Genomic DNA, 24,679 nt, shown 5'->3' with positions numbered 1-24,679 from the left:
GGCGACCCACCCCTAGACCCAAAACACGAAAAACCGGCACCCCAGAACAAAAACGACTGAGATGCCGGTTTGTCAACTATGTCGCGACTGACCTGTCAAGCATGTCGCGACTCATGACAATGGTGCCCCAGAGTGGATTCGAACCACCGACACCGGCTTTAGGAGAGCCGTGCTCTATCCCCTGAGCTACTGGGGCGGGGATGTTGCTCATGCAACTCGGATCATCATAGCAGTGGGGCGCGAGTGCGCCCCAAAAGGCTGCGTGCGCGGCTAATTGTATGGGGTGGGTGGATGAGCCCGAGCCGGACAGGCAGCCTTCGCTATGAGGTTTAGGCGCCTGCCAGCTCTTCCTGCTTGTTGCGCACGGAGGATGCGGGCGGGTTGGTCTCGTGAGTGCCGTCGGAGTACAAGACGGTGGGGATGATGCGGTTGCCGTCGTTGACGGACTTGATCCACTCGTTGATGTCATCGGCGTTATCGCCTTCTACGTCCACGAGCTCGTATGGGGTTTCGGTGCGGTCCAAGTTCTTGATGAGCTTGGCGCAAAATGGGCACCAGTCGGCGTAGAAGATGGTGACATCGGCGTTGGTTTCGGGTGCTTGTACAGTCATTATGCTGCGTCCTTTCTATCGTAAGTTAAAAAGCGGTATTTCATGGGGAGCTCGCTGGCCGGCTGCTCGGGAAGTTCTAAATGCCCTTTGTCAGAGGTAAGCCAGTCCGTGCTGTAGGCCAAGCCGAACGTATCGGGGATATCCGGGGCAAAGACGGCATCCTCGCCATAAATATCGCCGATGTTTACGCCCATGAGAGTGACCTCGATGCGGTCCACCTGGTCCAAGGCGGCGGTGTAGATTTGGCCGCCGCCGATAACCCAGGCATCGGCAAGCGCGGGCATCGTTCTGCCCACCGTAGCACCAGTTGACCACGTGCCGGGCGCGCGCGAGGAGAGCACGTAATTGTCCCGGCCGGGCAGGGGGCGGAACTTGGGGTTGAGGGACTCCCAGGTCTTGCGGCCCATGATGACCGGCGCGCCCATGGTGACGTCCTTGAAGTGCTTGAGGTCCTCCGGCACGTGCCAGGGCATCTGCGCGCCATCGCCGATGATGCCGTCCAGGGACTGCGCCCAGATCGCGCCGAGCATTAGATCGACACCTGCGCCTTGATGGCCGGGTGCGGGTCGTAGCCTTGCACCTCAAAATCGGCGAAGTCATAGGAGAAGAGGTCCTTCGCCTTGTTGAGTTTCAGCTGCGGGTATTCGCGCGGCTCGCGGGAAAGCTGCTGCTGTACCTGCTCCATGTGGTTGTTGTAGATGTGGCAATCGCCGCCGGTCCAGATGAGATCGCCCACCTTGAGGCCGGCCTGCTGGGCAAACATGTGGGTCAGCGCAGCATAGGAGGCGATATTGAAGGGCACGCCCAGGAACATATCTGCTGAGCGCTGGTAGACCTGCAGCGACAACGTGTCATTGGCCACGTAGAGCTGGAAGAGCAGGTGGCAGGGCATAAGCGCCATCTGGTCGAGCTCCGATACATTCCACGCGGAGACCAGGTTGCGGCGCGAGTCCGGGTTATTCTTCAAAGTGTCGAGTGCCTGCTGGATTTGGTCGATGTGCCTCCCATCCGGGGTGGGCCAGGAGCGCCACTGCACGCCGTAGACCGGGCCCAAATCGCCATTCTCATCGGCCCACTCGTTCCAAATGCGCACGTTATTATCCTGCAGGAATTTCACATTGGAATCGCCACGCAGGAACCACAGCAGCTCGCCGATGATCCCGCGAAAGTAGACCTTCTTCGTGGTCAGCAACGGGAAGGATTCCGCAAGGTTATAGCGCAGCTGCGCGCCGAAAATGGAGCGCGTGCCGGTGCCGGTGCGATCGCCTTTGGCCGTGCCTTCTTCGAGGACGCGGCGGAGGAGATCCTCATAAGGAGTCTCAATCATAGGCACCAGTTTAGAAGCCGCCATTCTCCTCGGCAAAGGCCGCGGCGTGCTCTAGAATCTCGTCTTTGAGCTCGGGGCGGCAGATGAGCAGATCGGGGATGAAGGTGTCCTCGTTATTGAAGGTAATGGGGCTGCCATCGAGGCGGGAGCAGTGCAGGCCGGCTGCCATGGCAACGCCGACCGGGGCGGCCTGGTCCCATTCGTATTGGCCGCCGGCGTGAATATAACCGTCATAATCACCAAGCAACACGTGCATGGCCTTAGCACCGGCAGAGCCTATGCCCTCGGTCTCGTAACCCATCTTTTCTGCGATATAGCCGGCCACCTTGGGCGGGCGATTGCGGGAGATGACGAATTTCTTGGATAGCGGGCCGGCGACGGCGCGCACATCGGAGGACTTGAAGGTGACGCCGTAATCCGGCAGGCCCACCGCGGCATGGACTGGGGTACCGTCCTCAATGAGTGCGATGTGCACCGCCCAGTCCTGGCGGCCGGTGGCAAATTCCTTGGTGCCGTCAAGCGGGTCCACGATCCAGACGCGCTTCTTTTTTAGCCGGGCAAGGTCATCGGAGGCTTCCTCAGAGAGCACGCCATCGCCGGGCCGGTGCTGTTCTAATACGCGGGCGATCCATTCTTGGGCGGCATCATCTCCGGCATCGCCAAGCGAAAGGCCCCGCAGCAGGCCACCATTGCGCACGCCCTTTAAAATCTCGCCGCAGCCTTGGGCGAGCGAATTGGTCAGGCGGGAATCAGAAATCTCGACGGTCATGGTGCCCACATTACAACGGGGACTAGAGTGTGGTCATGCCAGAAAACATCCTCGAGCGCTTTCGCCCCCAAGTGGCGCGGTGGTTCCAGGACGTTTTTGCCGCTCCCACCGCGGTACAAGCCCAGGCCTGGGACAAGATTTCCCGCGGGGATCACGCCCTAATGGTTGCCCCCACGGGTTCTGGTAAGACGCTCGCGGCGTTCTTATGGGCGCTGAATAACCTGGTGGCGCGCGAAGGACAACTGGCCCTGCCGGTAGGAAACGCCGCAGGCTCCGCCACCGGCGTGCGGGTGTTGTATATCTCGCCACTCAAAGCGCTGGGCGTGGACGTGGAAAATAACCTGCGGGCGCCGCTCACTGGCATTGCGCGCACCGCGGAAAAGCTGGGCCTGGAGGCACCGAATATTTCCGTGGGCGTGCGCTCGGGCGATACACCCTCGGCAGAGCGCTCCCGGCAGGTGCGCAAGCCGCCGGATATCCTCATTACCACCCCGGAATCGGCATATTTGATGCTGACCTCAAAGGCGGCGGGGATTTTGAAAACCGTTGATACCGTCATCATCGATGAAATCCACGCGCTGGCCGGCACCAAGCGCGGCGCGCACCTCGCCCTCACGCTGGAGCGCCTGCAAGAAATTGCGGGCGACTTTCAGCGCATCGGGCTTTCTGCCACGGTGCGCCCGCTTTCGGCAGTCTCGGATTTCTTGGGAGGCAATCGCCCGGTGGAAATCGTGGCGCCGGAGGCCCACAAGAAGTGGGACCTGGACGTGCGCGTGCCAGTAGAGGATATGTCGGCTCTTCCCACGCCGGAGGCGGGCTCGACCATTGGGGAGCTCACCGTCGATGATGCCATCGGCATTACCGGCGGGCCGGAAGGCAGCGGGGACGGCATGGAGGAATTCGGCGGGGAAGAAGACACCGCGCTGCCCACCGCGAATTCCATCTGGCCGTTTATTACCCAGGACCTTTATGCAGACATCATGGCGCATCGCTCCACGCTAGTCTTTGTGAACTCGCGGCGCAGCGCCGAGCGCCTGACCAGCCGGCTTAACGAGCTATACGCGCAGGAATATGACCCGGATTCGCTCTCGCCGGAAACCCGGCGCGATCCCGCCCAGCTGATGGCGCACTCGCACGTTGCGGGCAAGGCGCCGGCAGTCATCGCGCGGGCGCACCACGGCTCGGTATCCAAGGACGAGCGCGCCATGACGGAAACGATGCTAAAGGAAGGCACGCTGAAAGCCGTGGTGGCCACGAGCTCGCTGGAGCTGGGCATTGACATGGGCGCGGTGGATTTGGTGGTGCAGGTGGAATCACCGCCCTCGGTGGCCTCGGGCCTGCAGCGCGTGGGCCGCGCCGGGCACCATGTGGGTGCGGTATCGCACGGCGCGTTTTATCCCAAGCACCGCGCGGACCTGGTGCAATCCACGCTGACGGTTGCGCGCATGCGCGGCGGAATGATTGAAAAGATGCATACCCCGCGCAACCCGCTGGACGTGCTCGCGCAGCAGACCGTGGCGGCGGTCGCTGCAGCGGGCGAGGAAGGCTTAAGCGCGGATGACTGGTATGACACCGTCAAGCGCAGCCATCCTTACCGCGAGCTGGCCCGCGAGGTCTATGATTCCGTGATTGATCTGGTCAGCGGCGTTTACCCATCCACGGATTTTGCGGAGCTAAAACCCCGCGTGGTCTATGACCGGGTATCCGGTGTGATGACCCCGCGCCCAGGGGCGCAGCGAGTAGCCGTGACTAGCGGCGGCACCATCCCGGATAGGGGAATGTTTGGCGTCTTCCTCTATAGCGGTGGGGAGTCTGGGAAGGCCCCGCGCCGGGTGGGCGAGCTTGATGAAGAAATGGTTTATGAATCCCGCGTGGGCGATGTCTTTACCTTGGGCGCGACCAGCTGGCGCATCGAGGAGATCACCCGCGATCAGGTCCTAGTCACGCCCGCGCCGGGGCATACGGGCCGGCTGCCATTTTGGAATGGCGATGGCGCCGGGCGCCCCTATGAGCTGGGCCAGGCCTTGGGCGAGTACCGCCGCGAGGTGAATACGGACCCGAGCATTATCGCGGATGCTGATGAGAATGCCCGCAGCAATATCTTGTCCTACCTGCGCGAACAGCAGGAGGCCACCGGCATTATTCCGGATGAAAAGACGCTCGTGCTCGAGCGCTTCAAGGATGAGTTGGGGGACTGGCGCGTGGTACTGCATACGCCCTTTGGCCGGCCGGTTAACTCCGCCTGGGCCTTGGCGGTGGGTGCGCGGGTGGGGGAGCGCACCGGCATGGACCCGCAGGCGGTGGCCGGCGATGATGGCATCGTGCTGCGCCTGCCCGAGGGCGAGGCCGATCCTGATGGCACGATTTTTGCCTTCGACGCCGACGATATTGCCGATGTCGTGGCCGAGCAGGTGGGCAATTCCGCGCTCTTTGCCTCCCGCTTCCGCGAGTGCGCGGCCCGCGCGCTGCTTTTGCCCCGCCGCAATCCCGGCAAGCGCGCCCCGCTATGGCAGCAGCGCCAGCGCGCCGAGCAGCTCTTGGACGTCGCCCGCAAGTACCCGTCCTTTCCCATCATTTTGGAAACGGTGCGCGAGTGCGTGCAGGACGTCTACGATGTGCCGGCGCTGCAGGAGGTCATGCGCGATCTGGGGCACCGCCGCGTGCGAATTGCGGAGGTCACCACGGATCAGCCTTCGCCCTTTGCCTCCTCGCTGCTTTTTAATTACACCGGCGCCTTCATGTACGAGGGCGATTCCCCGCTGGCGGAAAAGCGGGCGGCAGCCCTTGCCCTTGACCCGGCGCTTTTGGCCAAGCTGCTTGGCACGGTGGAGCTGCGCGAGCTCTTGGATCCCGCGATCATCGATGAGGTCCATGCCCAGCTGCAGCGCACCGCACCCTCGCGCCGGGCGCGCACCACCGAGGAGGTCGCAGATCTACTCCGCGTGCTTGGCCCCATCCCGGTCGAGGAGTTGGGCGAGCATACGGATGTTCCCTTAGCGGCCCTGGATAGCCTGGGCTCGCGCATTATGCGGGTGCGCATCGGAGGGTGCGAGCACCTTGCCCAGTCCCAGGACGCGGCGCTGCTTCGCGATGCCCTCGGTGTTCCCATCCCTCCCGGCATCCCCGCCCAGGTCGCCACGCTTGCCGATGCCCTCCCACAGCTCATCAGCCGCTGGGCGCGCACCCGCGGCCCGTTCGTGCTCGCGGACTTAACCGCTGCCTTCGGAATTTCCGTCTCCGCTGCACACACCACCCTGACAGGCCTGGATTCGATCGTGGAGGGCCATTATCGTCAGGGAATAGAGGAGCAGGAGTACTGCGCCGCCGAGGTGCTAAAGACCATTCGCTCGCGCTCGCTTGCGGCTGCGCGCGCGGATACCGAGCCGGTCTCCGGCGCCGCCTTCGCCCGCTTCCTCCCGGAATGGCACGGCATTGCGCCCGCAGGGAAGCGGCCGGCACTCCGCGGTGCCGATGGCGTATTTTCCGCTATCGAGCAGCTCGCCGGGGTGCGCCTGCCGGCTTCTGCCTGGGAATCCATCATTTTGCCCGCCCGCGTGGGGGATTATTCGCCCCGCATGCTAGATGAGCTAACCGCCAATGGCGAGGTGATGATCGTCGGCGCCGGAAAGGCCGGGGCAGCCGACCCGTGGGTGATGCTGCTGCCTACCGATTACGCCGCCCAGCTCGCCCCCGAAACCGATCCGGAGGGCGTAAGCATGCTGCAGCGCGCCATTTTAGGCGTGCTCGAGCGCGGCGGCGGCTTCCTCTTTTCCGATATCGCCGCCGAGGTCCCCGGTACCGCCGAGGAGACTCGCGAGGCCCTCTGGGGGCTGGTGGAAATGGGCCTGGCCAGCCCGGATTCCTTCGCACCCATCCGCACGCGCTTATCGTCAGGCGGGCGAGGGGCCTCCCGTGCCGGCCGCGGTTCTACCGCCCACCGCTCCAAGCGGCGGCCCACGCGCTCGCGGCTGCGCATGGGCCGCACCTCGTTCGCCCAGACCCAAAACGCCAACGGAGGAGCCGGCCAGACCCCACCCGATATGCTCGGACGCTGGTCGCTGGCGGTGCCCGCCGCCCAAGATGCCACCTCGCGGTCCGTGGCACACGGCGAGGCCTGGCTGGATCGCTACGGTGTGGTCACCCGCGGTTCCGTGGTGGCAGAAGACGTCCTCGGTGGCTTCGCCCTGGCCTATAAGGTCCTGTCCGGCTTTGAGGAATCCGGCAAGGCCATGCGCGGCTATGTCATTGAGGATCTCGGCGCCGCGCAATTTTCCACCCCGGCCATTATCGATCGCCTCCGCGGCCTGGCGGATTCCCCCGATGTCACCGGCTGGCCGTCTGGCACCACCGATCCAGAAACCTTCGTGCTCGCCGCCGTGGATCCCGCTAACCCCTACGGCGCGGCGTTACCCTGGCCGCAGCGCGACGATGCCGATGGCAAAGCCACCGGCGGGCCGGCCCGCTCCGCCGGGGCACTGGTCGTGCTGTGCGATGGCCTCCCCATCGCCCACCTCACCCGCGGCGGCAAGACCTTGACCACGTTCATCGACGCCCTGCCCGGTGGAATCGAGACCACCGACGTCTACGCCCGCCTCCTGTCCTCGCTCGTAGAACTCATCGCCGCCGGGCACATGTCGCCGCTGGTGATTGAAAAGTGCAATGGTAACCCCATCCACCACACCCCAGCGGCTAATATCCTGCGCTCGCTCGGGGCAGGCATTACCCCAAAGGGCATACGCATTGCCGGGCAGGCCGCCCCGCCGCGCGCTCCGCAGAGCGGAGCGCGCGGCAGTTCGCTTGTTGACTCACGGGGTGGCTCGAGCGGTGGCCTGCGCGGCGGCAGGCGCGCCTCCGAGGCCATCGAGGAGCTCAGCTTCGACGATCCGCCCCCGCCCCCGCCACCTCGCAACTCCGGTGGCTTCCGCCCGCGCGGCGGGTACCGTCGCTAGCGCCACCTGCCTGCAGGTGTATTTTGGTGGGGCCACAGTGTCTGAGGCCCACGGAAGGAGGCCAGCCCCCATGCCCGAAGGCGATTCCGTCCTACAACTTTCGCGCCGGCTGCAGTTTATGGCCGGGCGCGAGGTCACCGGCTGTTCCGTGCGCGTACCGCAGCACGCCACCGTTAACCTCATCGGCACCATCTGTGAGCGCGTGTGGCCGTATGGCAAACACCTCTTCATGCAATTCGACCAGACCATCGTGCACACCCACCTAAAAATGGAGGGCACTTGGGCCATCCACTACGCCGGCGACCGCTGGCGCAAGCCCGGCCATAGCGCGCGCATCGTGCTGCAGCTAGCCCATTCACCGCGCGATATTGAACTGGTGGGCCACTGGTTGGGCATTGTCGATATCTTCGACGCGGATCAATACTTTAGCCGCATCGCGCACCTTGGCCCGGATATCTTGGACCCCGACTGGGACCGCGAAGAGGCGGTGCGCCGCTTGCGCGCGCGACCCGAGCGCAGCATCGGCACGGCGCTATTAGACCAGAAGGTCGTGGCGGGCATTGGCAATGAATACCGCGCCGAAATCTGCTTTCTCGCCGGCGTTCACCCGGCCACCCCGGTGGCAGAAGTGGATGTGGAACAGGTATTGGACATCGGCAAGCGCATCATGTGGGCCAACCGGAACTCGCCCATCCGCGTGACCACCGGCGTGCGCCGGGCCGGGGAGACCACCTATGTCTTTGGGCGCAACCGCAAGCGCTGTCGGCGCTGCGGCACCATTATTCAGAAAGATTCCCTGGGCGGCGTTGACCGCGGCGGGGATGAGGGAGAATTAGAGCGCATCATCTGGTTCTGCCCGCACTGCCAGCCGCTCTAAGGTTCCTTTACGCTTTTCGCGCTAAGCTGGCGGGCATGCGATCACTACTAAATCTTGTATTTAATATCATCTGGTTACTCTCCGGCGGCATCGTTCTTGCGCTGGGTTACTTCCTCTTCGGCATCATCGCCTGCATCTTCATCGTGACGATTCCGGCGGGCGTGGCCTCGTTCCGCATGGGTCAGTTCGCCCTGTGGCCGTTCGGCCGCTCCGTGGTTGAGCCCCGCAAGGGCACCGGCGGAATGTCTTCCATCTCCAATGTCATCTGGTTCGTCATCGCTGGTCTGTGGCTATCCATCGGCCACGTCGTGACCGCCGTCATCCAGGCGATTACCATCATCGGTATCCCCGTTGCCTGGGCCAACCTCAAGATGATTCCAGTGACCTGCTTCCCCTTCGGCCGCAAGGTTGTTAGCTCGAAGAACATCCCGGCCGGCTGGCAGCCCATGGTGAAGCTGTAAATTCACCTCGCCTGAAAGCGCCCGGCCCGAAGCGAAATGTTGCTTCGCGGCTGGGCGCTTTAGTGATCTGTGGTGCTTAGGCACGAACATGTCCAAAACAACCGCGTTTGTCTCTTTTTGAGGGCGATATTTTTAAGAACGCGGTTGTTTTGGACACTTTTACGTGCCCGGGGCGCCTGGGCACGGGCACGCTCGGGCCGGAACTAACGGTTGGCGCGGTACCAGCCGATGAGCTTATCGGTGGACTGGTCGCCGGAATCTACCTCTTGGCTGCCGGAGACGGCAGGGGCCAGGTCATTGGCCTGCTGCTTGCCCATCTCCACGCCCCATTGGTCGAAGGAGTTGATATCCCAGATGATGCCCTGGGTAAAGACGATGTGCTCGTAGAGCGCAATGAGCGCGCCCAGGGTGGAGGGGGTAAGCTCCTCGGCCATAATCGTGGTGGTGGGCCGGTTGCCCGGCATCACCTTGTGCGGTACGAGGTCTTCGTCAACTCCCTCGGCGGCGATTTCTTCAGCCGTCTTGCCAAAGGCCAGCACCTTGGTTTGGGCGAAGAAATTGCCCATGAGCAAGTCATGCATCGAGCCGGTGCCGTCCGCGGTGGGGAAATCCTCCTTGGGGCGGGCAAAGCCGATGAAGTCCGCCGGGATGAGGCGGGTGCCCTGGTGCATGAGTTGGTAAAAGGCGTGCTGGCCGTTGGTACCCGGCTCGCCCCAGTAAATTTCGCCGGTGTTTCCAGTGGTGACCGCGGTGCCATCGCGGCGCACGGACTTGCCGTTAGATTCCATGGTCAGCTGTTGTAGGTAGGCCGGGAAGCGGCCGAGGTCCTGCGCATACGGCAAGACGGCGTGGGTTTGGGCGCCAAAGAAATTGGTGTACCAGATGCCCAGCAGGCCCATAAGAACGGGCACATTGCGCTCTAGCGGGGTGGTGCGGAAGTGCTCATCCATGGCGTGGAAACCTTCCAACAAGCGCATGAAGTCCATCGGGCCAATGGTGCACATCAAGGACAGGCCGATGGCGGAATCGAGGGAGTAGCGACCGCCCACCCAATCCCAGAACGGGAACATGTTGTCCGTATCGATGCCGAATTTCTCCACCTGCTCCGCATTGGTGGATACGGCCACGAAGTGCTTGGCTACGGCGGATTCATCGCCATCGAATTGATCGATGAGCCAGCGGCGGGCCGCGTGCGCATTGGTCAGGGTTTCTTGCGTAGTAAAGGACTTGGAGGAAACGATAAAAAGGGTGGAGCCGGCATCGAGCCCGTCCAAGGTGGCGGCCATATCGGAAGGATCCACGTTGGAGACGAACTCCGCGGAAATGCCGGCCACCTCATAGGAGCGCAGAGCCTCTGCGGCCATGGCGGGGCCGAGGTCAGAACCGCCAATGCCGATATTGACCACCTTTTTAATGGTGTGGCCGGTATGCCCCAACCAAGAGCCGGAGCGCAGGGCGGTGGCGAAATCGCGCATGCGGCCCAAGACCTCGTGGACATCGGCGGCGACATCTTGGCCATCGACGTGCAGGTCATCTTCTGCCGGCAGGCGCAGGGCGGTGTGCAGCACAGCGCGATTCTCGGTGTTATTGAGATGCTCGCCTGCAAACATGGCATCGCGGCGGCCTTCCACATCGGCGGCGCGGGCGACCTCGACTAGGTGCTGGAGGATGTCTTCATCGATGAGGTTTTTGGATAAATCCACGTGCAGGCCGGCGGCGTCGAAGGTGTAGTTCTCGGCGCGGTTCGCGTCTGTGGCGAAGAGATCGCGCAGGAGCATGTCCTGCTTATCTTCAAATACCTTGACCAGGTCTTTCCACTGGGGCGATGCGGTGATATCCATGGCAATTGGCCTTTCTGGCGACGAGCGCATTGGCAATGTGTACCCCTCCCACCGTAGTCGAGAATGAGTGCCAACGGCACCGCGAAGAGTGTGGCATTTAGAGGATGAGGGCGCCCGCCCAGCCGGCGATAAGGAGAGGGATATTGAAGTGGATAAAGGTGGGGATGACGGAGTCACGGATGTGATCGTGTTGGCCATCGGCGCCGAGGCCGGCGGTGGGGCCGAGGGTGGAATCGGAGGCGGGGGAGCCGGCATCGCCAAGCGCGCCTGCCGTACCGATGAGCGCTACCGTGGCCGCGGGGCTAAAGCCGAGCGAGGCGCACAGGGGAACGTAGATAACGGAGATGATGGGCAAGGTGGAAAAGGACGAGCCGATACCCATGGTGACCACCAGGCCGACTAAAAGCATGGCGCCTGCGGAGAGAAACTTATTGGTGCCAAAGAGGTTGGCGGTGGCATCGACAAGCGGGCCGACTTCCTCCGTCGCCGTCATGACGGAGGCAAAGCCCTGCGCGGTGATCATGATAAAGCCGATAAGCGCCATCATTTTCATGCCGTTGGTAAAAACGTCATCGGCGTGCTTCCAATCCACCGCGCCGGAAATGAGCAAGATACCCAGGCCGGTCAGGGCGCCGACGAGCAGGCCATCGGATTCGAAATCGAGCGTCTGCATGATGATTTGGACGGCGAAGGTGGCAATAATCGCCAGGATGGAGACCCAGATTTTATACGTCGAGGGTGTTTCCTGGTGCTCTTTAGCGGCAATAGGCCGGTCCTCGTACTCGCGCGGGGCGCGGTAGCTGATAAAGATGGCGATGAGCAGGCCGGCGAGCATGCCCAGGGCGGGGATGGCCATGACCTGCATAATATTGATATTGGAGGTATCCAGGCCCGCCTCTTCAATATTGAAGAGCAAAATATCGTTCAAATAGATGGACCCGAATCCCACCGGAATGAACATGTAGGTGGTGATAAGGCCGAAGGTCAGGCACGTGGTGATAAGCCGGCGATCCAGCTTTAGCTTATTCATCACCGCCAATAGCGGCGGGACGAGCAGCGGGATGAAGGCAATGTGAACGGGGATGAGGTTCTGGCTCATCACGGCCATGGCGATAAGGCCAAGAACGAGCATCCACTTGGTGGTGGCCGCGGCCTTGGGATCTAATTCACCGGTGCCGCCGAGCTTGGCGATGAGAAAGCTGGCCAGGATCTGCGGTAGCCCGGCGGAGGCAACACCCATCGCAAAGGCGCCCAAGAGGGCATAACTTAAGGCAATCTTGGCGCCGCCGCCGAGCCCGTCCTGGAAGGCGACCATGGTGGCATCCAGGCCCATGCCGGATAGGAGGCCGCCGACGATTGCACCGATGAAAAGCGCCACCACCACGTGCACGCGCAGGAGGGCAAGCGCGAGCATGACGATGACGGCGATGAGTACTGCATTCATGCCCCGAAAGCGTACTGCATAGTATGGGTGAGCTCGTAATTAATCCGAGGGGTTGAGTGATGGCTTTACCCCAGACGGCCGCGCCCCATGCGCAGTAGGGCAGAGGCGATGGTGGGGCCTTCCTCCCCAAGTTCCGCGCGAAACTCATTGAGGATGGCGATCTCGCGGGTGTGTACCAAGCGCGTGCCGCCGGAGCTCATGCGGGTGCGACCCACCGCGCGGGAGACCTCTGTACGGCGCTTGACCGCATTCAAGATGATCTGATCCAGGCGGTTGATTTCCTCGCGATACTGCTGGATTTCCGCATCAGATAGGGGATCATCCGTGCCAGTGGGCGTGCGGATATCCAAGCCATTGTCAACGATGGATTCATTATTTTCAGCGGTCATGGTCTCTTATTGTGCCACTTCGCCGTGCCAAGGTGCCACTCGGTTAGGTATTTAGAAAACGCTGTGTACGCCGCAAATACGGGCCATGTCCGGTGGGGCTAGTAGGTTGGTAGGCATTATGACGAATAACTCTCCATTTAGCCCTTCTTCCACCCCGCGCGAACCCGCATCTGGCACTACCTCCCGTGGCGGCTTTGCCCCTAGCCAGAATCCCTTTGGTAGCACGCCCAGGCCCGCGGAATCCGATCCTTTAACCCAAGGATTGAACCCGCAGCAATTAGAGGCGGTTACCCACACCGGCAGGCCCCTGCTGATCGTCGCCGGTGCGGGTTCCGGTAAGACCGCGGTGCTGACTCGCCGCATCGCGTACCTTATGCGCCATCGCGGGGTTAACCCGTGGGAAATCCTCGCCATTACCTTTACCAATAAGGCCGCCGCGGAGATGAAAGAGCGCGTGGGCTCTCTGGTAGGTCCGGTGGCCGAGCGCATGTGGGTGTCCACCTTCCACTCCATCTGCGTGCGCATCCTGCGCCAGAACGCGCAGCTTGTACCTGGACTAAATACCAACTTCACCATTTATGATGGCGACGATGCCCGCCGGCTTTTATCCATGATTGCCAAGGACATGCAGCTGGATCTGAAGAAATACACCCCGCGCGTGCTGGCGAACCAGATCTCCAACCATAAGAACGAGCTCGTGGGCCCGGCTGAGGCGGCAGAAAAGGCGCAGCAGACCAAGAATCCGTTTGAGACAACCGTGGCGGATGTCTACGTCGAGTACCAGCGCCGCCTGCGCGCGGCCAATGCGGTGGACTTTGATGACCTCATCGGGGAAGTAGTGCGCATTTTCACCGAGCACCGCCAGGTGGTGGAGTTTTATCGCCGCCGGTTTAAGCACGTGCTGATTGATGAGTACCAGGACACCAACCACGCCCAGTACGCGCTGGTTGCAGCGTTGGTGGGCAAGGGCGAGCTGGGCCCCGATGCCCCAGAGCTGTGCGTAGTGGGTGATTCCGATCAGTCCATTTACGCCTTCCGCGGCGCCACTATCCGCAATATCGAGGAATTCGAGCGCGATTACCCGCAGGCACACACCATTTTATTGGAGCAGAACTACCGCTCCACGCAGACCATTTTGAACGCGGCCAATGCCGTGATTGCGAAAAATGAGAACCGGCGGGAGAAAAACCTGTGGACCGCGCACGGCGATGGCGAATCCATCGTGGGGTATGTGGCGGATAATGAGCACGATGAAGCCCGCTTTATCGCCGCGGAGATTGATGCGCTGGCGGATAAGGGCCACAGCTACTCCGATATCGCCGTGATGTACCGGACCAATAATGCCTCCCGTGCGCTGGAGGATATCTTCATTCGTTCCGGCATTCCCTACAAGGTCGTTGGCGGAACGCGCTTTTACGAACGCCGCGAAATCCGCGATATGGTGGCCTACCTGCGCATTATGGATAACCCCGACGATACGGTGAGCCTGCGCCGCATCATCAACGTCCCCAAGCGCGCCATCGGCGATAAGGCCCAGGGCCAGATTGCCCTGCACGCGGAAAACCAGGGGATAAGCTTTGGCAAGGCGCTTGCCGATGTCCCCCGGGGCGACGTCCCCGGCCTCGGCACCCGCGCCGTTAATGCCGTTACCAAATTCAACGACATGATGGATGGAATCCGCGCACAAATCCCAGGCATGCGCGATGAGGTGACCGGCCAGCCCGATTTGGGCGAACTGCTCACCGCAATCCTGGATGCCACCGGTTATAAGGCGGAGCTAGAAAACTCCAATGATCCGCAGGACGGCGCGCGCCTCGATAACCTCAATGAGCTGGTGTCCGTAGCCCGCGAATTTACCTCGGAGGCTGCCAACCAGTTGGCCGCTGCTGGTGCGGATGCCGTCGAACCCAATGAGCTATTAGAAGAAGGCGAAGCCGCGCCGGGCTCGTTGCAAGCCTTTTTGGAGAAGGTCTCCCTAGTTGCGGATGCGGATCAGATTCCGGATTCTGAGACCGGGGTAGTGACCATGATGACCCTGCATACGGCCAAGGGCTTGGAGTTTCCCGTCGTCTTTGTCGCAGGCTGGGAGGACGGCCAATTCCCGCACATGCGCTCGCTGGGTAACCCGAAGGAATTAAGCGAAGAGCGCCGCCTGGCCTACGTGGGCATTACTCGCGCCCGCGAAAAGTTGTACCTCACGCGCGCCATCTTGCGCTCTGCGTGGGGCAATCCGGTAACCAATCCCGCCAGTCGCTTCCTCGCCGAGATCCCAGAGGATCTCATCGACTGGCGGCGAGAGGATTCTGATAGTGATCTCACCGGTTACTGGGGAGCCGATGACTATCAATATGGCCGGAGCTATCGCCGCGGTTCTAGCGGCGGCTATTCCGGCGGTGGGGGTGCTGGGTTTGGCCAGCGCGCTACGTCTTCCCCTTCGCAACGCACTCGCCAGCCTGCAGCTAATTCCATGCCGAAGAATAAGAACCTCAACCTTGCTGTAGGAGACCGCGTCAATCACGCGAAGTACGGGCTTGGAACCGTGATTGAAACGGCCGGTTCCGGCGCCCGCGCCACGGTGACCGTGGACTTCGGTTCCTCTGGCAAGGTGCGGCTCATGCTCATCGGCGGTGTGCCGATGGAAAAGCTCTAGACCGAAATCCCGCGCTCGTCGAACCAGCCCACTGGGTCAACGGCTGCGCCGCCGCCTGGGTGGATTTCGAAGTGCAGGTGCGGGCCGGTGGAGCGGCCCTCATTGCCGATGTCCGCGATGTGGTCGCCGGCAGAAACGTGGTCTCCCACATTGACGCGCAGCGAGTTGGCGGGCATGTGGCCGTAGACAGAGATGCTGCCATCGACGTGCTGGATGCGAATCCAGTTGCCAAAGCCTTGTGCTGGACCGGAGTTAATGACTGTGCCGTCCATGACGGAGTAGATCGGGGTTCCGACTGGGTTAGCGACGTCGATGCCGTTGTGCATCGCGCCCCAGCGCATACCGAAACCCGAGGTCAAGGTGCCGGAGGTGGGAAAGACCACCGTATTGCCAGCGGCGTCCTTGCCACGCTCAGGGGTCAGCCCGGAGCGGTCTCCCTCGGGAGCGAAGGCTTCCCGCAGGCCTGGAACGGAGGAGGGGTCCAAGACGATGTTGACTCCGCCGGATTCATTCTGGCTAAATTCCGGGACCGCATCGCCGTTGAGTACACCAACGGCGGTATTTGCGAGGCCGACGGCGGCGTCGATCACGCCTGCGTTATCAACGTTGGTGGCTTGCGGCTCAGAGGAGCCATTGGAAACGTCCACGCTGGCCACTGGATCAGCAGCAAAAGCGGAGGTGCCGGTAGCAAAAACGGTGCCAAGCGTGATGATGCTTAGCGCTACATTCCTGCGTGCGCGGTTCATGCGCTTCATAAGTTTAAGTCCTTTTCATGGCTGTGCATGGTCTCGAGGCGCGCAAACCTTGAAGGTTTCGCGTCTTTCAACTGCCCTGTGCGACACGCCGAGGGAATGGAAATACCCCATTTGGTGGTCGCTTGTGGCAACGAGTTAAAAGTTAGCCTGCCCATGGGTACCGCGCAATCTGGAAAAATGCTGGTAGAAACCACGATTATTCGAAAAGTTTCGAACATGCCAGCTTGTTGCGCGTGTTACGAAAGTGGCCAAAGTTGCGGGTTTGAAGTACTGGTTTAAGCTCTGGGGGTAGCTGGCGGGGGTGCTGGGATGGGCTTGTCGGTGTCGAGCCGGAAAACTGCCATTTACCTGCGACAAGGCCCTGTACTGGACTCGGCTGAAAGCGTCTTGGGGTCCCTGTCGGGCAGGGTCATTCCTAAGGGCGTTAGAAGGGGAGCTGGCTACCAAATTTGTGCAGTTGTTGTTGAATTTGTGGGCCGAAAGCGTTGACCGCACCGATTCCTATACTGATGGCCAGTGCGCCCGCAATGACACCGATGATCCCCCAGAACTGCGGCTTGGAAGAGAGGGAATCAGCAACCGGTAGTTGGTGATCTGCAGCGTCTTCAGCATCCATGAGGTGGGCTTGAGAGTGATCTGAGGTGGAGCCTAAGGGTAAGCAATCGGCGAGCTCCTCGATAGTATAAAACGTTGAGTCAGCGGCAATAGGCTCACAGCCATCGTGGAACGGGATTTCCTTTTCGTTGTAGAGCATCCGCACAAGGGTCTCTCCGCGATCATTTTGGAATGCGTCCCATTGAATATTCGCGCCCATCGGGGAGACGGTATCACCACGCCATGCGGAGTTATCCCAGCTGTATAAATCATCCTCTGGGACACCTTGTTCGGAACCAGGCAGCTTCAGTAGGGCAGCCAGCGGGATGATGGTCTCGGCGTGGCCGAAGCGATAATTGGCCGCCACGTCGCCGCCAGCAGCGCGGTCCTGAACGTTTCTAATCATCTCCTCAAGCAGTGGTTCATAGTTGTCGTAGGCAATCGTCTGGCCCTGGATAGCCGGGCCTTTCTCATAGAAGTCTTCTACGTCAAGCAGGTACGCAAAGGTTGGTCCGCTGTTATCGTCCATGTACTCATCAAAGATCCACCCCTCCGCCGGGGCCTTTTCCTCGTGCTCCAAAGCTGGAGCGATGATGTAGAGGTTGTAGAACTGCAAGGCGGCGTCAACGATGCCCTCAACGGATTTATCGTCCTTTTCTCGGGCGGAAAAGCGAACGGAGCCATCTGCTAAACCGTTGATAAATTCTGGCGTAAAAATCTTAGCCAGCAAGCTGCGTGCAGCCTGCTGCGACTCTGGCTTGGCGTAGGCCTGTTGTAGTTTTTCCTGTAAAGCCTGAGAGTCCTTCCACTCTGTATAGCGCTGATAGGATGCAGCGTTTTTATCCTTGTGTGCGTACATCAGGTCAGGGCGTGCGGCGATATTAACGTGGCCATCTTTCGTGTCATCGTCCAAGTGTGTGGCCAGTGAAGGGGACTGTTCCAGTAGACCTTCCCCGAAGTTCCACCCAGAGTCATTGGCGCGGTCCTCTCCAGAGGAAGTGAAGCTCACCTTGAGGTCCTCGGCGGCAATCGATCCCAGTAGCTCCGCATTGCGCTGTGCATTGCGCTTGCCGATGCCCCTGAGCTCTTCTCGTCCCACTTCCGTCAGGTTTCCATAACCGGCTTCTTGGCCAGGGCCACCGGATAGCTCTCGGTTTACCGCTATCATGGCCTCTACTTGCGGGATGAGCTTTGTACCGAGCTCGGTAAGCTGATCGCGTTGTTGGGCATACTCCAGCATCTGCTGCGCGAGGTCATCGTATTTAAAGCTTGATAGGCCGCGGGATCCGTGGCGATCTACCGTTGAGGTGTAAATCTGGTGAAACCCACTGGGGGCTTCGGCGTAGCTTGATCCCTGTGGCTGGTAATGCTGCTTGGTGGAGTAGTAGGTGGCGCCTTCGGAAGCTAGAGCTGGTGCGGGCGCGAGGGTACAGCTCAGGGCAGTGATGAGGGAGAGAGTGCGTGTACGCATATGAGTATTCCTTGCTGGAGAGCTGGATAAAAAGACAGCTGACAGCTTAAGGGCCGCATCTTGCAATCACATGGCATGTAGGTAAATTGCGGGAATACTTTTCGGCTCTCGGCGGAGTGTGCGACGCATCCGCGAATTGGGATTGAATTCTGCTGCTGCGAGCGAGCGGAGGTGGATGAGACAGTAGGTATAGCAAAAGCGCCGCAGAGGATGTCTGCGGCGCTTTAACAAGAAGGGAAGAAGGCTCTTAGAGCTGGATGCCTCGCTCGGCCAGCCATGCCTGTGGGTCAACGGCGTCACCGGAGTTCGGGTGAACCTCGAAGTGGAGGTGAGAACCGGTGGAGAAGCCCATGGAGCCCATACCGGCTATCTTCTGGCCGGCACGCACGTGCTCGCCCACGGCAACGTCGAGGGTCTGCATGTGGCCATAGACGGTCATGGTGCCGTCATCGTGGAGGATGCGGATCCACTGGCCGTAGCCGGAGGCAGGGCCGGAATCGATAACGGTGCCGTCCATGATGGAGAAGATGGGGGTTCCAATGGCGTTGGCGATGTCAACGCCGGCGTGGAACGAACCCCAGCGCGGCCCGAAGCCGGAGGTGAAGGCGCCTTCAGCGGGGCGGGCAATGGAGGGGGCGCGAGCGGCAAGGTCCTCGGCGGCGCGGTCAGCGGAAGCCTGGATGGACTTGCTCAGCTGGTCCACCAAGTTGGTGACCGGCTTTGCCTCAGCAACGTTGAGGATCTGCGGTGCAGCATCGGAGGAGCCTGCTGGGGCGTTGTTAACCTCGGAAGTATCAGCGGCAAGCTTGTAGTCAACAGACTGCGTCTTGGTGGTGGTAGTTGCAGTGTTGTCGGACTCAACGTTAGCGGCAGCTGCGCCGCCTACGCCGGCGGTGGATACGGCACCGGCTGCAACGGTCATGACAGCGATACGACCCTTGGTGGTCTGCGAGGTGACAATCTTGCGATGGCGGCCGGCGCCACGCTGAACTTTGCTTCGCATTAAATCTTCTTTCGTATCTTTCACAATCTTCAAAAAGAGCGTTACATCGTCTCTGGGGTAGTTACGAGATTGTGACCTTCTTGTTACCAACGAGATGTAACAGTAGCGTCTCAAAAAGATAACAGCAAGCCAAAAGTTGTTTTTTTCTCGGGCCGATCTGGAATAAGCCTACATGCAGGCAACTTCTGGAGAATTTTACGCATGGTGCGATATAGATCTCTTAAAGCCAAGCCCCCGCGGTAGCCCCGAGTCTGTAATAGTGCACCTTAGGTGCCGGTTGTGGAAGCGCCCCCGCATGAAATTACTGTGACCAGTGGGGGATAAGGGGGAAAACTTCATTCCTTATATATATGTCTACAGTAGTTACTGAAGAAGTCCACGGTGATTTTGGAGGTGCCTCGTCGCGCCACCCCGCTACCGCGCGGAAAAGGTGGCAAAGTGGACGCCGATGAACAAAAACACCAGCCCCCAATCTCGGTCAACGCCCCGCCCGCGTAGCCAGGCGCGGGGCCGGACAGTGCAGACAGAGCGCGCCCCTCGTGCACCCCACGCCACCGCGACGCAGAAGCCACATAATTCTGCAGAACGCGTCGCCCGCAAAGCCGGGTCGAAGGCGAAGGCCCGTCGCACGCCGGCTCCGCTGACGAAGGCCGGGCGCATTCGCCAATTATTCATGTCGGCGGCGCTGCCGAATATTATTGTCGTCCTTATTATTGTGGCGCTCGCTTTCGGTGCGCTCTTGCTTTTCGGCTCACCGCTCGCGTGGTTGCCCACCATTGTGGCGGAAGCCTGGATGGTCTTTAACCTCGCGCCGGTATCCGCGGCCGGGGTGGACCTGTCGTTCCTCCCAGCCTTGCCCGCCCTCATCCTCGCCACGGTGGTGGCGGTGCGCGTGCGCGCCGCGGTGAAACACAAAGTCAGCGTGAAGGACCTGGCGATACTTGTCGCTTGCGTGGTGGGCGTTCCCGTGGTGTTGACCTGCATTGCTTGGGTGATGTTGTGGGATGCCGGCAAGGTCTTCGATGTGTCCCCGCCCAACCTTGCTGCCGCGCTGGCCCGGGTTATCGTCGTGCACTTGGCCGCGATGGCGGCTGGCATGGGCGCCCGCCTGTGGCGTGCCTTGGCCAAGCGTTATGACGCCCCGCCGCTGCTTGTCGATGCCGCCCTTATCGCCCTGCGCTACCTTGCCTACCTCGCCATTGGTGCGGCGGTAGTCTTCGTGCTCGTTTTCATCGTCAACTTCTCGCGCCAAGGGGAGATGATGGATGAATATCCGTCCATCTCTGGGCTGGGCATTTTCACCCTTATTTTGTTGAGCCTGCTGTATATCCCCAATGCCATCGTCAGTACCGGGGCAGTGCTGGTGGGCTCGGAGTTTTCGGCAGGGGAGGCACAGGTAAGCCTCTTTAGTACACACCTTGTTCCGCTGCCACCGCTACCGATTACTGGTGGCATCCCGGCTTCCTCGCCGGGGTGGGCGGTTGTGTTCATGGTGGTTCCCCTCATCGCCGCGACGCTGTCCTTGTATAAGAAGCGCCCATCCTTCCAGAAGGCGCTCGCAGCCACAGTGGCTACCGCGGTCATCATGTTCTTCGCGTGCTACCTCGTCAGCGGCACGCTGGGCTACTACGGCCACACTGGCCCGCACCTGTGGACCGCTGCCGGCCTCGCCGCGCTGTGGATCGCCCTGGTGGGCTTGGCCGTCGCGGCGGCCTTTGCGCTCATGAACTGGCGCGACGCCCGCGCAGCCGAGGTGGAGTCTTCGGCGGCGGAGTCCGCCGAAGAGGATTCAGAAGACGCTGCAGAGTCTGCAGAAGATACCGCTTCCGAGAACACCGCTGATGCAGAGCAGCCTGATGCAGACAAGGCCGAGGCCGATGAGGCTGATGGCGACGATGCTGATGCCGATGTGGGCGAGAGCGACACGGACAAGGACGAGGACGAATCGGAATCGAGTGACGGTGAGGACTCCGAGTCAGCGGCGAATGACGCGGACGACGCAGCCGACTACGATGATGCTGCCGCAGAATCCACGGACACCGCAGACACCGCCGAGGACGAGGTCATCGAAGGGGAGGTCGTCGAAGACGGCGACGACGGCGCTGATGCGGAGGACGCCGCGGGCGATGGTGGGAAAGAGGGGGCATCGGAAAGCAGCGAGCACGAAGCAGCTGAAGACCCCGAGATCCTGGAAGGTGAGATCGTGGAAGAGGACGCAGACGAGCACGGCGCTGGTGCGGTAGAAGGCGGCGAAGCACCCCAATCGGAAGCGGCAGATTCTACTGAAAGCGGGAAGAGGGACTAGGCTATAGCGCGTGACTTCACCGATGCCACCACGCGCTACTGATGCTACTGACCGCCTACGAGTTGTCGTGCTTGTTTCTGGGACGGGCTCGCTTTTGCAAGCCATCTTGGATGCCCAAGATGAGCACTACCGTGTGGTGAAGGTGGTAGCGGATAAGCCGTGTCGAGGTATTGACCGCGCCCGAGAACGCGATATCGATACTGAGATCGTGGAAATGGGCGCCGACCGTGCCGAATGGAATACATGTCTGGCTGATGCAGTAGGTGCTGCGCAGCCAGACATTGTTGTTTCTGCAGGTTTTATGAAGATTTTGGGGGAGGGCTTCCTCCGCCGCTTCGAAGGCCGCACCATCAATACCCACCCGGCGTTATTGCCTGCGTTTAAGGGCGCGCACGGGGTGCGCGATGCGTTGGAGTATGGCGTGAAGGTCACAGGCTCTACCGTCCATTTCGTGGACGCGGGCGTGGATACCGGTTCCATCATTGCGCAGCGGCCGGTGGCCGTGCGGGCAGACGATGATGAGGCCAGCCTCCACGAACGCATTAAAAAGGTAGAGCGCGAACTCATCGTCGATGTGCTGCGCGCGGCGCAGCCCCGCGGCGAGGAACTTTTTATTCAACTCGCAGACTAAGACTTTTCGAAAGGCTTAATCCTCCTCATGAGCGAAGACCGCAAGCAGGTAAAGCGCGCACTCATTAGCGTGTACGACAAGACAGGGCTGGAGGATCTGGCCCGCGCACTTGATAAGGCAGGCGTAGAGATTGTCTCTACCGGCTCCACCGCCAAGAAGATTGCAGACCTGGGAATCGAGGTCACCCCGGTTGAAAAGCTCACCCGCTTCCCCGAGTGCTTGGAAGGCCGCGTCAAGACGCTCCACCCGCGCGTGCACGCCGGGATCCTGGCCGATACTCGCAAGGAAGACCACCTGGCGCAGCTCAACGAGCTTGAGGTAGAGCCCTTCCAGCTCGTCGTGGTCAACCTGTACCCCTTCCAGGAAACCGTAGCCTCCGGCGCGGACTTCGATGGCTGCGTGGAGCAGATCGACATCGGTGGACCTTCCATGGTGCGCGCGGCGGCCAAGAATCACCCGTCCGTTGCCGTGGTCGTGGATCCGGCGCGCTATGGCGAGGTAACCCAGGCCGTTGAAGAGGGGGGCTTTAGCCTTGACCAGCGCCGTGGTCTCGCCCGCGATGCCTTCCTTCACACCGCTAATTATGATGCGGTGGTCTCCGCGTGGTTCGTGGACCAGCTCAGCGACGGCGAGGAGACCACCTCGCTGCGCTACGGCGAGAACTCCCACCAGGCCGCCACCGTCACCCGGATTGGCACCAAGGGCTTGGCCAATGCCAAGCAGCTCAACGGCAAAGAGATGAGCTACAACAACTACCAGGACGCCGATGCCGCCTGGCGCGCGGCCTGGGATCATGAGCGCCCCTGCGTGGCTATTATCAAGCACACCAACCCGTGCGGCATCGCCGTATCGGACGAGTCCATCGCTACGGCCCACCGAGCGGCGCATGCCTGCGACCCGATGTCCGCATTCGGCGGCGTCATCGCCGTCAACCGCGAGGTTAGCGAGGAGATGGCCGAGCAGGTCAAGGGTATTTTTACCGAGGTCATCGTCGCACCCGCCTATGAGGAAAAGGCGCTGGAGATTCTGCAGTCCAAGAAAAACCTGCGCGTGCTTTTGGCCGAGCCAGAAGCACAGGGCGAGGAGCGCAAGTACATCTCCGGCGGCGTGCTGCGCCAAGAGCCGGATACCTACCAGGCCGAGGGCGATAAGCCCGAAAACTGGACCCTAGCAGCGGGCGAGGCCCTGAGCGACGAGGACTTGGCTCAGCTCGAATTCGCCTGGCGCACGGTGCGCGCGGTCAAGTCCAATGCGATTCTGCTGGCCAAAGACAATGCGACCGTGGGCGTGGGCATGGGCCAGGTCAACCGCGTGGATTCCGCCAAGCTTGCGGTCGAGCGCGCCAATACGCTTGCCGATGCCACCAACCGCACCCAAGGCTCCTTCGCCGCCTCCGACGCCTTCTTCCCCTTTGCCGATGGTTTGCAGGTGCTTCTCGATGCCGGCGTGAAAGCCGTTGTTCAGCCCGGCGGCTCCATCCGCGATGAAGAAGTTATCGAGGCAGCTAAGGCCGCTGGTGTTACGATGTATCTCACTGGAACGCGCCACTTCGCTCACTAGCGTTAGCGCCTGAACCCTAAGGATCCTGGCCATGCTCGCACCAACCCGCACCGCACCGAGGCGTACTGCACCGAGGCGCATGGCGTTTGGTGGCCTACTTTTGGCCGGGGCGCTGTGTCTTAGCGCGTGCGGGCAGGGCGAGCAGGAGACGGAGTCAGAGCCGGGCATCGCCAAGCAGACAACGTCGCGCTCTACGGAGAGCGCGGCGGATACGGCGGATAGCCCTCGCGATGCCGCAGAGAAGGCCGAGGGTGCGCCAGCCGATGCCCAGTCAGATGCCGCGAACTCAGCCGGTGCCGACGGGGCGGCTGTGGCTGGTGACCTGCAGCGCGAGCTCGACCGCATCGCCGCCAACTACGGCAATGTAGGCATCGCGGTATCGGATGGCACCACCACCGTTGCCGCCGGGCGCACCGCGCCCGAAACCGCCTGGTCCACCTCCAAGGTGCCGGTGCTCATCGCGGCCCATCGCGCAGGGCTCATCGGCCCCGACGTGGTGACGTCTGCGATTACCTATTCCAATAATGAGGCGGCTCAATCCGCCTGGGACGCGCTGGGCGGCAGCGCACAAGCCGCCCAGGCCGCGCAACAAGTGCTTGCCGATGCCGGCGATGCCACCACCCAGGTACAAAGCCAGGTCACCCGCCCGGAATTTAGCGCCTTTGGACAAACGCAGTGGAGCGTGGGCGACCAGGCTGCGTTCATGGCAAAGCTGCGCTGCGTCAACGGTGCCGAGCCCATCCTCACCGCGATGTCTACGCCCGACCCCGCCCAAAGCTATGGCCTGCGCAACCTAGAGGGGGCCGCCCTCAAAGGCGGCTGGGGCCCAGATACCGCCGGCGGCTATGATGTGCGGCAGATGGGTCTTGCCACCATCGGCGGCCGCGAGGTGGCGGTAGCACTCATCGCCTCGGCCCCGGATGGTCAGTACGCCTCCGCCCAACCATTACTTTCGGGCATGGCGCTTGATCTCTCCAAGGCCGACGTTGCTTGGCCCACCCCAGCTTGTTAGCTCCATCCCTGGCTTGTGAGAAAGGACTTA

General features: G+C 61.4%; 18 protein-coding genes and 1 tRNA gene. 8 read left to right on the top strand and 11 right to left on the bottom strand.

Going from position 1 to position 24,679, the window contains the following annotated elements; all coding sequences use genetic code 11:
- Positions 1–120: 120 nt before the first annotated feature.
- The 5 genes from ABRP66_RS05405 to ABRP66_RS05385 all read right to left on the bottom strand — a co-directional run bounded on the left by ABRP66_RS05405 (position 121) and on the right by ABRP66_RS05385 (position 2,707).
- A tRNA-Arg gene (locus tag ABRP66_RS05405) sits at positions 121–196 on the bottom strand.
- A 133-nt stretch (positions 197–329) separates the two neighbouring features.
- Complete coding sequence (locus ABRP66_RS05400) at positions 330–611, bottom strand: glutaredoxin domain-containing protein (RefSeq protein WP_005279878.1); 282 nt, start codon at positions 609–611, stop codon at positions 330–332.
- Positions 611–1,141, bottom strand: a complete 531-nt coding sequence (locus ABRP66_RS05395; RefSeq protein WP_284783422.1) for a dihydrofolate reductase — start codon at positions 1,139–1,141, stop codon at positions 611–613. The genes ABRP66_RS05400 and ABRP66_RS05395 overlap by 1 nt, the downstream gene beginning before the upstream one ends.
- On the bottom strand, positions 1,141–1,947 hold the full coding sequence (locus ABRP66_RS05390) for a thymidylate synthase (protein WP_349838426.1): 807 nt from the start codon (positions 1,945–1,947) through the stop codon (positions 1,141–1,143). The genes ABRP66_RS05395 and ABRP66_RS05390 overlap by 1 nt, the downstream gene beginning before the upstream one ends.
- Before the next feature lies 1 nt (position 1,948).
- The gene (locus ABRP66_RS05385) at positions 1,949–2,707 is read right to left on the bottom strand and encodes a 3'(2'),5'-bisphosphate nucleotidase CysQ (RefSeq protein ID WP_284783424.1); all 759 of its coding nucleotides are present in this window, start codon (positions 2,705–2,707) and stop codon (positions 1,949–1,951) included.
- Positions 2,708–2,742: 35 nt separating this feature from the next.
- Here ABRP66_RS05385 and ABRP66_RS05380 point away from each other — a divergent pair, with 35 nt between their 5' ends.
- The 3 genes from ABRP66_RS05380 to ABRP66_RS05370 all read left to right on the top strand — a co-directional run bounded on the left by ABRP66_RS05380 (position 2,743) and on the right by ABRP66_RS05370 (position 8,994).
- A complete protein-coding gene (locus ABRP66_RS05380; RefSeq protein ID WP_284783427.1) occupies positions 2,743–7,656 on the top strand; it encodes an Lhr family ATP-dependent helicase in 4,914 nt (1,637 codons plus the stop codon).
- A gap of 70 nt (positions 7,657–7,726) precedes the next feature.
- Complete coding sequence (locus ABRP66_RS05375) at positions 7,727–8,533, top strand: DNA-formamidopyrimidine glycosylase family protein (RefSeq protein WP_284783429.1); 807 nt, start codon at positions 7,727–7,729, stop codon at positions 8,531–8,533.
- A 35-nt stretch (positions 8,534–8,568) separates the two neighbouring features.
- Positions 8,569–8,994, top strand: coding sequence for a YccF domain-containing protein (locus ABRP66_RS05370; protein WP_284770599.1), 426 nt, complete (start codon positions 8,569–8,571; stop codon positions 8,992–8,994).
- Between the two features lie 203 nt (positions 8,995–9,197).
- Here the strand turns inward: ABRP66_RS05370 and pgi are convergent, their stop codons facing one another.
- The 3 genes from pgi to ABRP66_RS05355 all read right to left on the bottom strand — a co-directional run bounded on the left by pgi (position 9,198) and on the right by ABRP66_RS05355 (position 12,668).
- Positions 9,198–10,835: a glucose-6-phosphate isomerase gene (pgi, locus tag ABRP66_RS05365; protein ID WP_349838424.1), complete on the bottom strand. Its 1,638-nt coding sequence runs from the start codon at positions 10,833–10,835 to the stop codon at positions 9,198–9,200.
- A gap of 97 nt (positions 10,836–10,932) precedes the next feature.
- On the bottom strand, positions 10,933–12,279 hold the full coding sequence (locus ABRP66_RS05360) for a Na+/H+ antiporter family protein (RefSeq protein ID WP_349838423.1): 1,347 nt from the start codon (positions 12,277–12,279) through the stop codon (positions 10,933–10,935).
- Positions 12,280–12,344: 65 nt separating this feature from the next.
- The gene (locus ABRP66_RS05355) at positions 12,345–12,668 is read right to left on the bottom strand and encodes a chorismate mutase (protein WP_349838422.1); all 324 of its coding nucleotides are present in this window, start codon (positions 12,666–12,668) and stop codon (positions 12,345–12,347) included.
- 118 nt (positions 12,669–12,786) lie between these two features.
- Between ABRP66_RS05355 and pcrA the strand changes: the two genes are divergently transcribed.
- Positions 12,787–15,318 (top strand): DNA helicase PcrA, encoded by a 2,532-nt coding sequence (gene pcrA / locus ABRP66_RS05350; protein WP_284783438.1) that lies wholly within the window; start codon positions 12,787–12,789, stop codon positions 15,316–15,318.
- Here pcrA and ABRP66_RS05345 read toward each other — a convergent pair.
- The 3 genes from ABRP66_RS05345 to ABRP66_RS05335 all read right to left on the bottom strand — a co-directional run bounded on the left by ABRP66_RS05345 (position 15,315) and on the right by ABRP66_RS05335 (position 19,141).
- Positions 15,315–16,073 (bottom strand): M23 family metallopeptidase, encoded by a 759-nt coding sequence (locus ABRP66_RS05345; protein WP_284783439.1) that lies wholly within the window; start codon positions 16,071–16,073, stop codon positions 15,315–15,317. The genes pcrA and ABRP66_RS05345 overlap by 4 nt on opposite strands.
- 424 nt (positions 16,074–16,497) lie before the next feature.
- On the bottom strand, positions 16,498–18,138 hold the full coding sequence (locus ABRP66_RS05340; protein ID WP_349838421.1) for a histidine-type phosphatase: 1,641 nt from the start codon (positions 18,136–18,138) through the stop codon (positions 16,498–16,500).
- Positions 18,139–18,385: 247 nt separating this feature from the next.
- Complete coding sequence (locus tag ABRP66_RS05335) at positions 18,386–19,141, bottom strand: M23 family metallopeptidase (protein WP_284770605.1); 756 nt, start codon at positions 19,139–19,141, stop codon at positions 18,386–18,388.
- Between the two features lie 517 nt (positions 19,142–19,658).
- Between ABRP66_RS05335 and ABRP66_RS05330 the strand changes: the two genes are divergently transcribed.
- The 4 genes from ABRP66_RS05330 to ABRP66_RS05315 are packed head-to-tail and all read left to right on the top strand — an operon-like array spanning position 19,659 to position 24,649.
- Complete coding sequence (locus tag ABRP66_RS05330; protein ID WP_284783441.1) at positions 19,659–21,446, top strand: cell division protein PerM; 1,788 nt, start codon at positions 19,659–19,661, stop codon at positions 21,444–21,446.
- Positions 21,447–21,468: 22 nt separating this feature from the next.
- Complete coding sequence (gene purN, locus ABRP66_RS05325) at positions 21,469–22,077, top strand: phosphoribosylglycinamide formyltransferase (RefSeq protein WP_284783469.1); 609 nt, start codon at positions 21,469–21,471, stop codon at positions 22,075–22,077.
- Between the two features lie 27 nt (positions 22,078–22,104).
- On the top strand, positions 22,105–23,637 hold the full coding sequence (gene purH / locus ABRP66_RS05320) for a bifunctional phosphoribosylaminoimidazolecarboxamide formyltransferase/IMP cyclohydrolase (RefSeq protein WP_284783442.1): 1,533 nt from the start codon (positions 22,105–22,107) through the stop codon (positions 23,635–23,637).
- A gap of 31 nt (positions 23,638–23,668) precedes the next feature.
- Entirely contained in the window at positions 23,669–24,649 is a 981-nt protein-coding gene (locus tag ABRP66_RS05315) for a hypothetical protein (protein ID WP_284783443.1), read from the top strand.
- The last annotated feature ends 30 nt before the right edge of the window (positions 24,650–24,679 follow it).

This window comes from Corynebacterium sp. KPL2680 (assembly GCF_040225675.1).
GTDB classification, from domain to species: Bacteria; Actinomycetota; Actinomycetes; order Mycobacteriales; family Mycobacteriaceae; genus Corynebacterium; species Corynebacterium rhinophilum.
Note: the sequence above shows the minus strand (reverse complement) of the source record. Positions and strands in the feature narration are given on the sequence as shown.

Coding starts and splice junctions, on each gene's coding strand:
- ABRP66_RS05400 (WP_005279878.1), bottom strand. CDS start 611: ATGACTGTACAAGCACCCGAAACCAACGCCGATGTCACCATCTTCTAC.
- ABRP66_RS05395 (WP_284783422.1), bottom strand. CDS start 1,141: ATGCTCGGCGCGATCTGGGCGCAGTCCCTGGACGGCATCATCGGCGAT.
- ABRP66_RS05385 (WP_284783424.1), bottom strand. CDS start 2,707: ATGACCGTCGAGATTTCTGATTCCCGCCTGACCAATTCGCTCGCCCAA.
- ABRP66_RS05380 (WP_284783427.1), top strand. CDS start 2,743: ATGCCAGAAAACATCCTCGAGCGCTTTCGCCCCCAAGTGGCGCGGTGG.
- ABRP66_RS05375 (WP_284783429.1), top strand. CDS start 7,727: ATGCCCGAAGGCGATTCCGTCCTACAACTTTCGCGCCGGCTGCAGTTT.
- ABRP66_RS05370 (WP_284770599.1), top strand. CDS start 8,569: ATGCGATCACTACTAAATCTTGTATTTAATATCATCTGGTTACTCTCC.
- pgi (WP_349838424.1), bottom strand. CDS start 10,835: ATGGATATCACCGCATCGCCCCAGTGGAAAGACCTGGTCAAGGTATTT.
- ABRP66_RS05360 (WP_349838423.1), bottom strand. CDS start 12,279: ATGAATGCAGTACTCATCGCCGTCATCGTCATGCTCGCGCTTGCCCTC.
- ABRP66_RS05355 (WP_349838422.1), bottom strand. CDS start 12,668: ATGACCGCTGAAAATAATGAATCCATCGTTGACAATGGCTTGGATATC.
- pcrA (WP_284783438.1), top strand. CDS start 12,787: ATGACGAATAACTCTCCATTTAGCCCTTCTTCCACCCCGCGCGAACCC.
- ABRP66_RS05345 (WP_284783439.1), bottom strand. CDS start 16,073: ATGAAGCGCATGAACCGCGCACGCAGGAATGTAGCGCTAAGCATCATC.
- ABRP66_RS05340 (WP_349838421.1), bottom strand. CDS start 18,138: ATGCGTACACGCACTCTCTCCCTCATCACTGCCCTGAGCTGTACCCTC.
- ABRP66_RS05335 (WP_284770605.1), bottom strand. CDS start 19,141: ATGCGAAGCAAAGTTCAGCGTGGCGCCGGCCGCCATCGCAAGATTGTC.
- purN (WP_284783469.1), top strand. CDS start 21,469: ATGCCACCACGCGCTACTGATGCTACTGACCGCCTACGAGTTGTCGTG.
- purH (WP_284783442.1), top strand. CDS start 22,105: ATGAGCGAAGACCGCAAGCAGGTAAAGCGCGCACTCATTAGCGTGTAC.
- ABRP66_RS05315 (WP_284783443.1), top strand. CDS start 23,669: ATGCTCGCACCAACCCGCACCGCACCGAGGCGTACTGCACCGAGGCGC.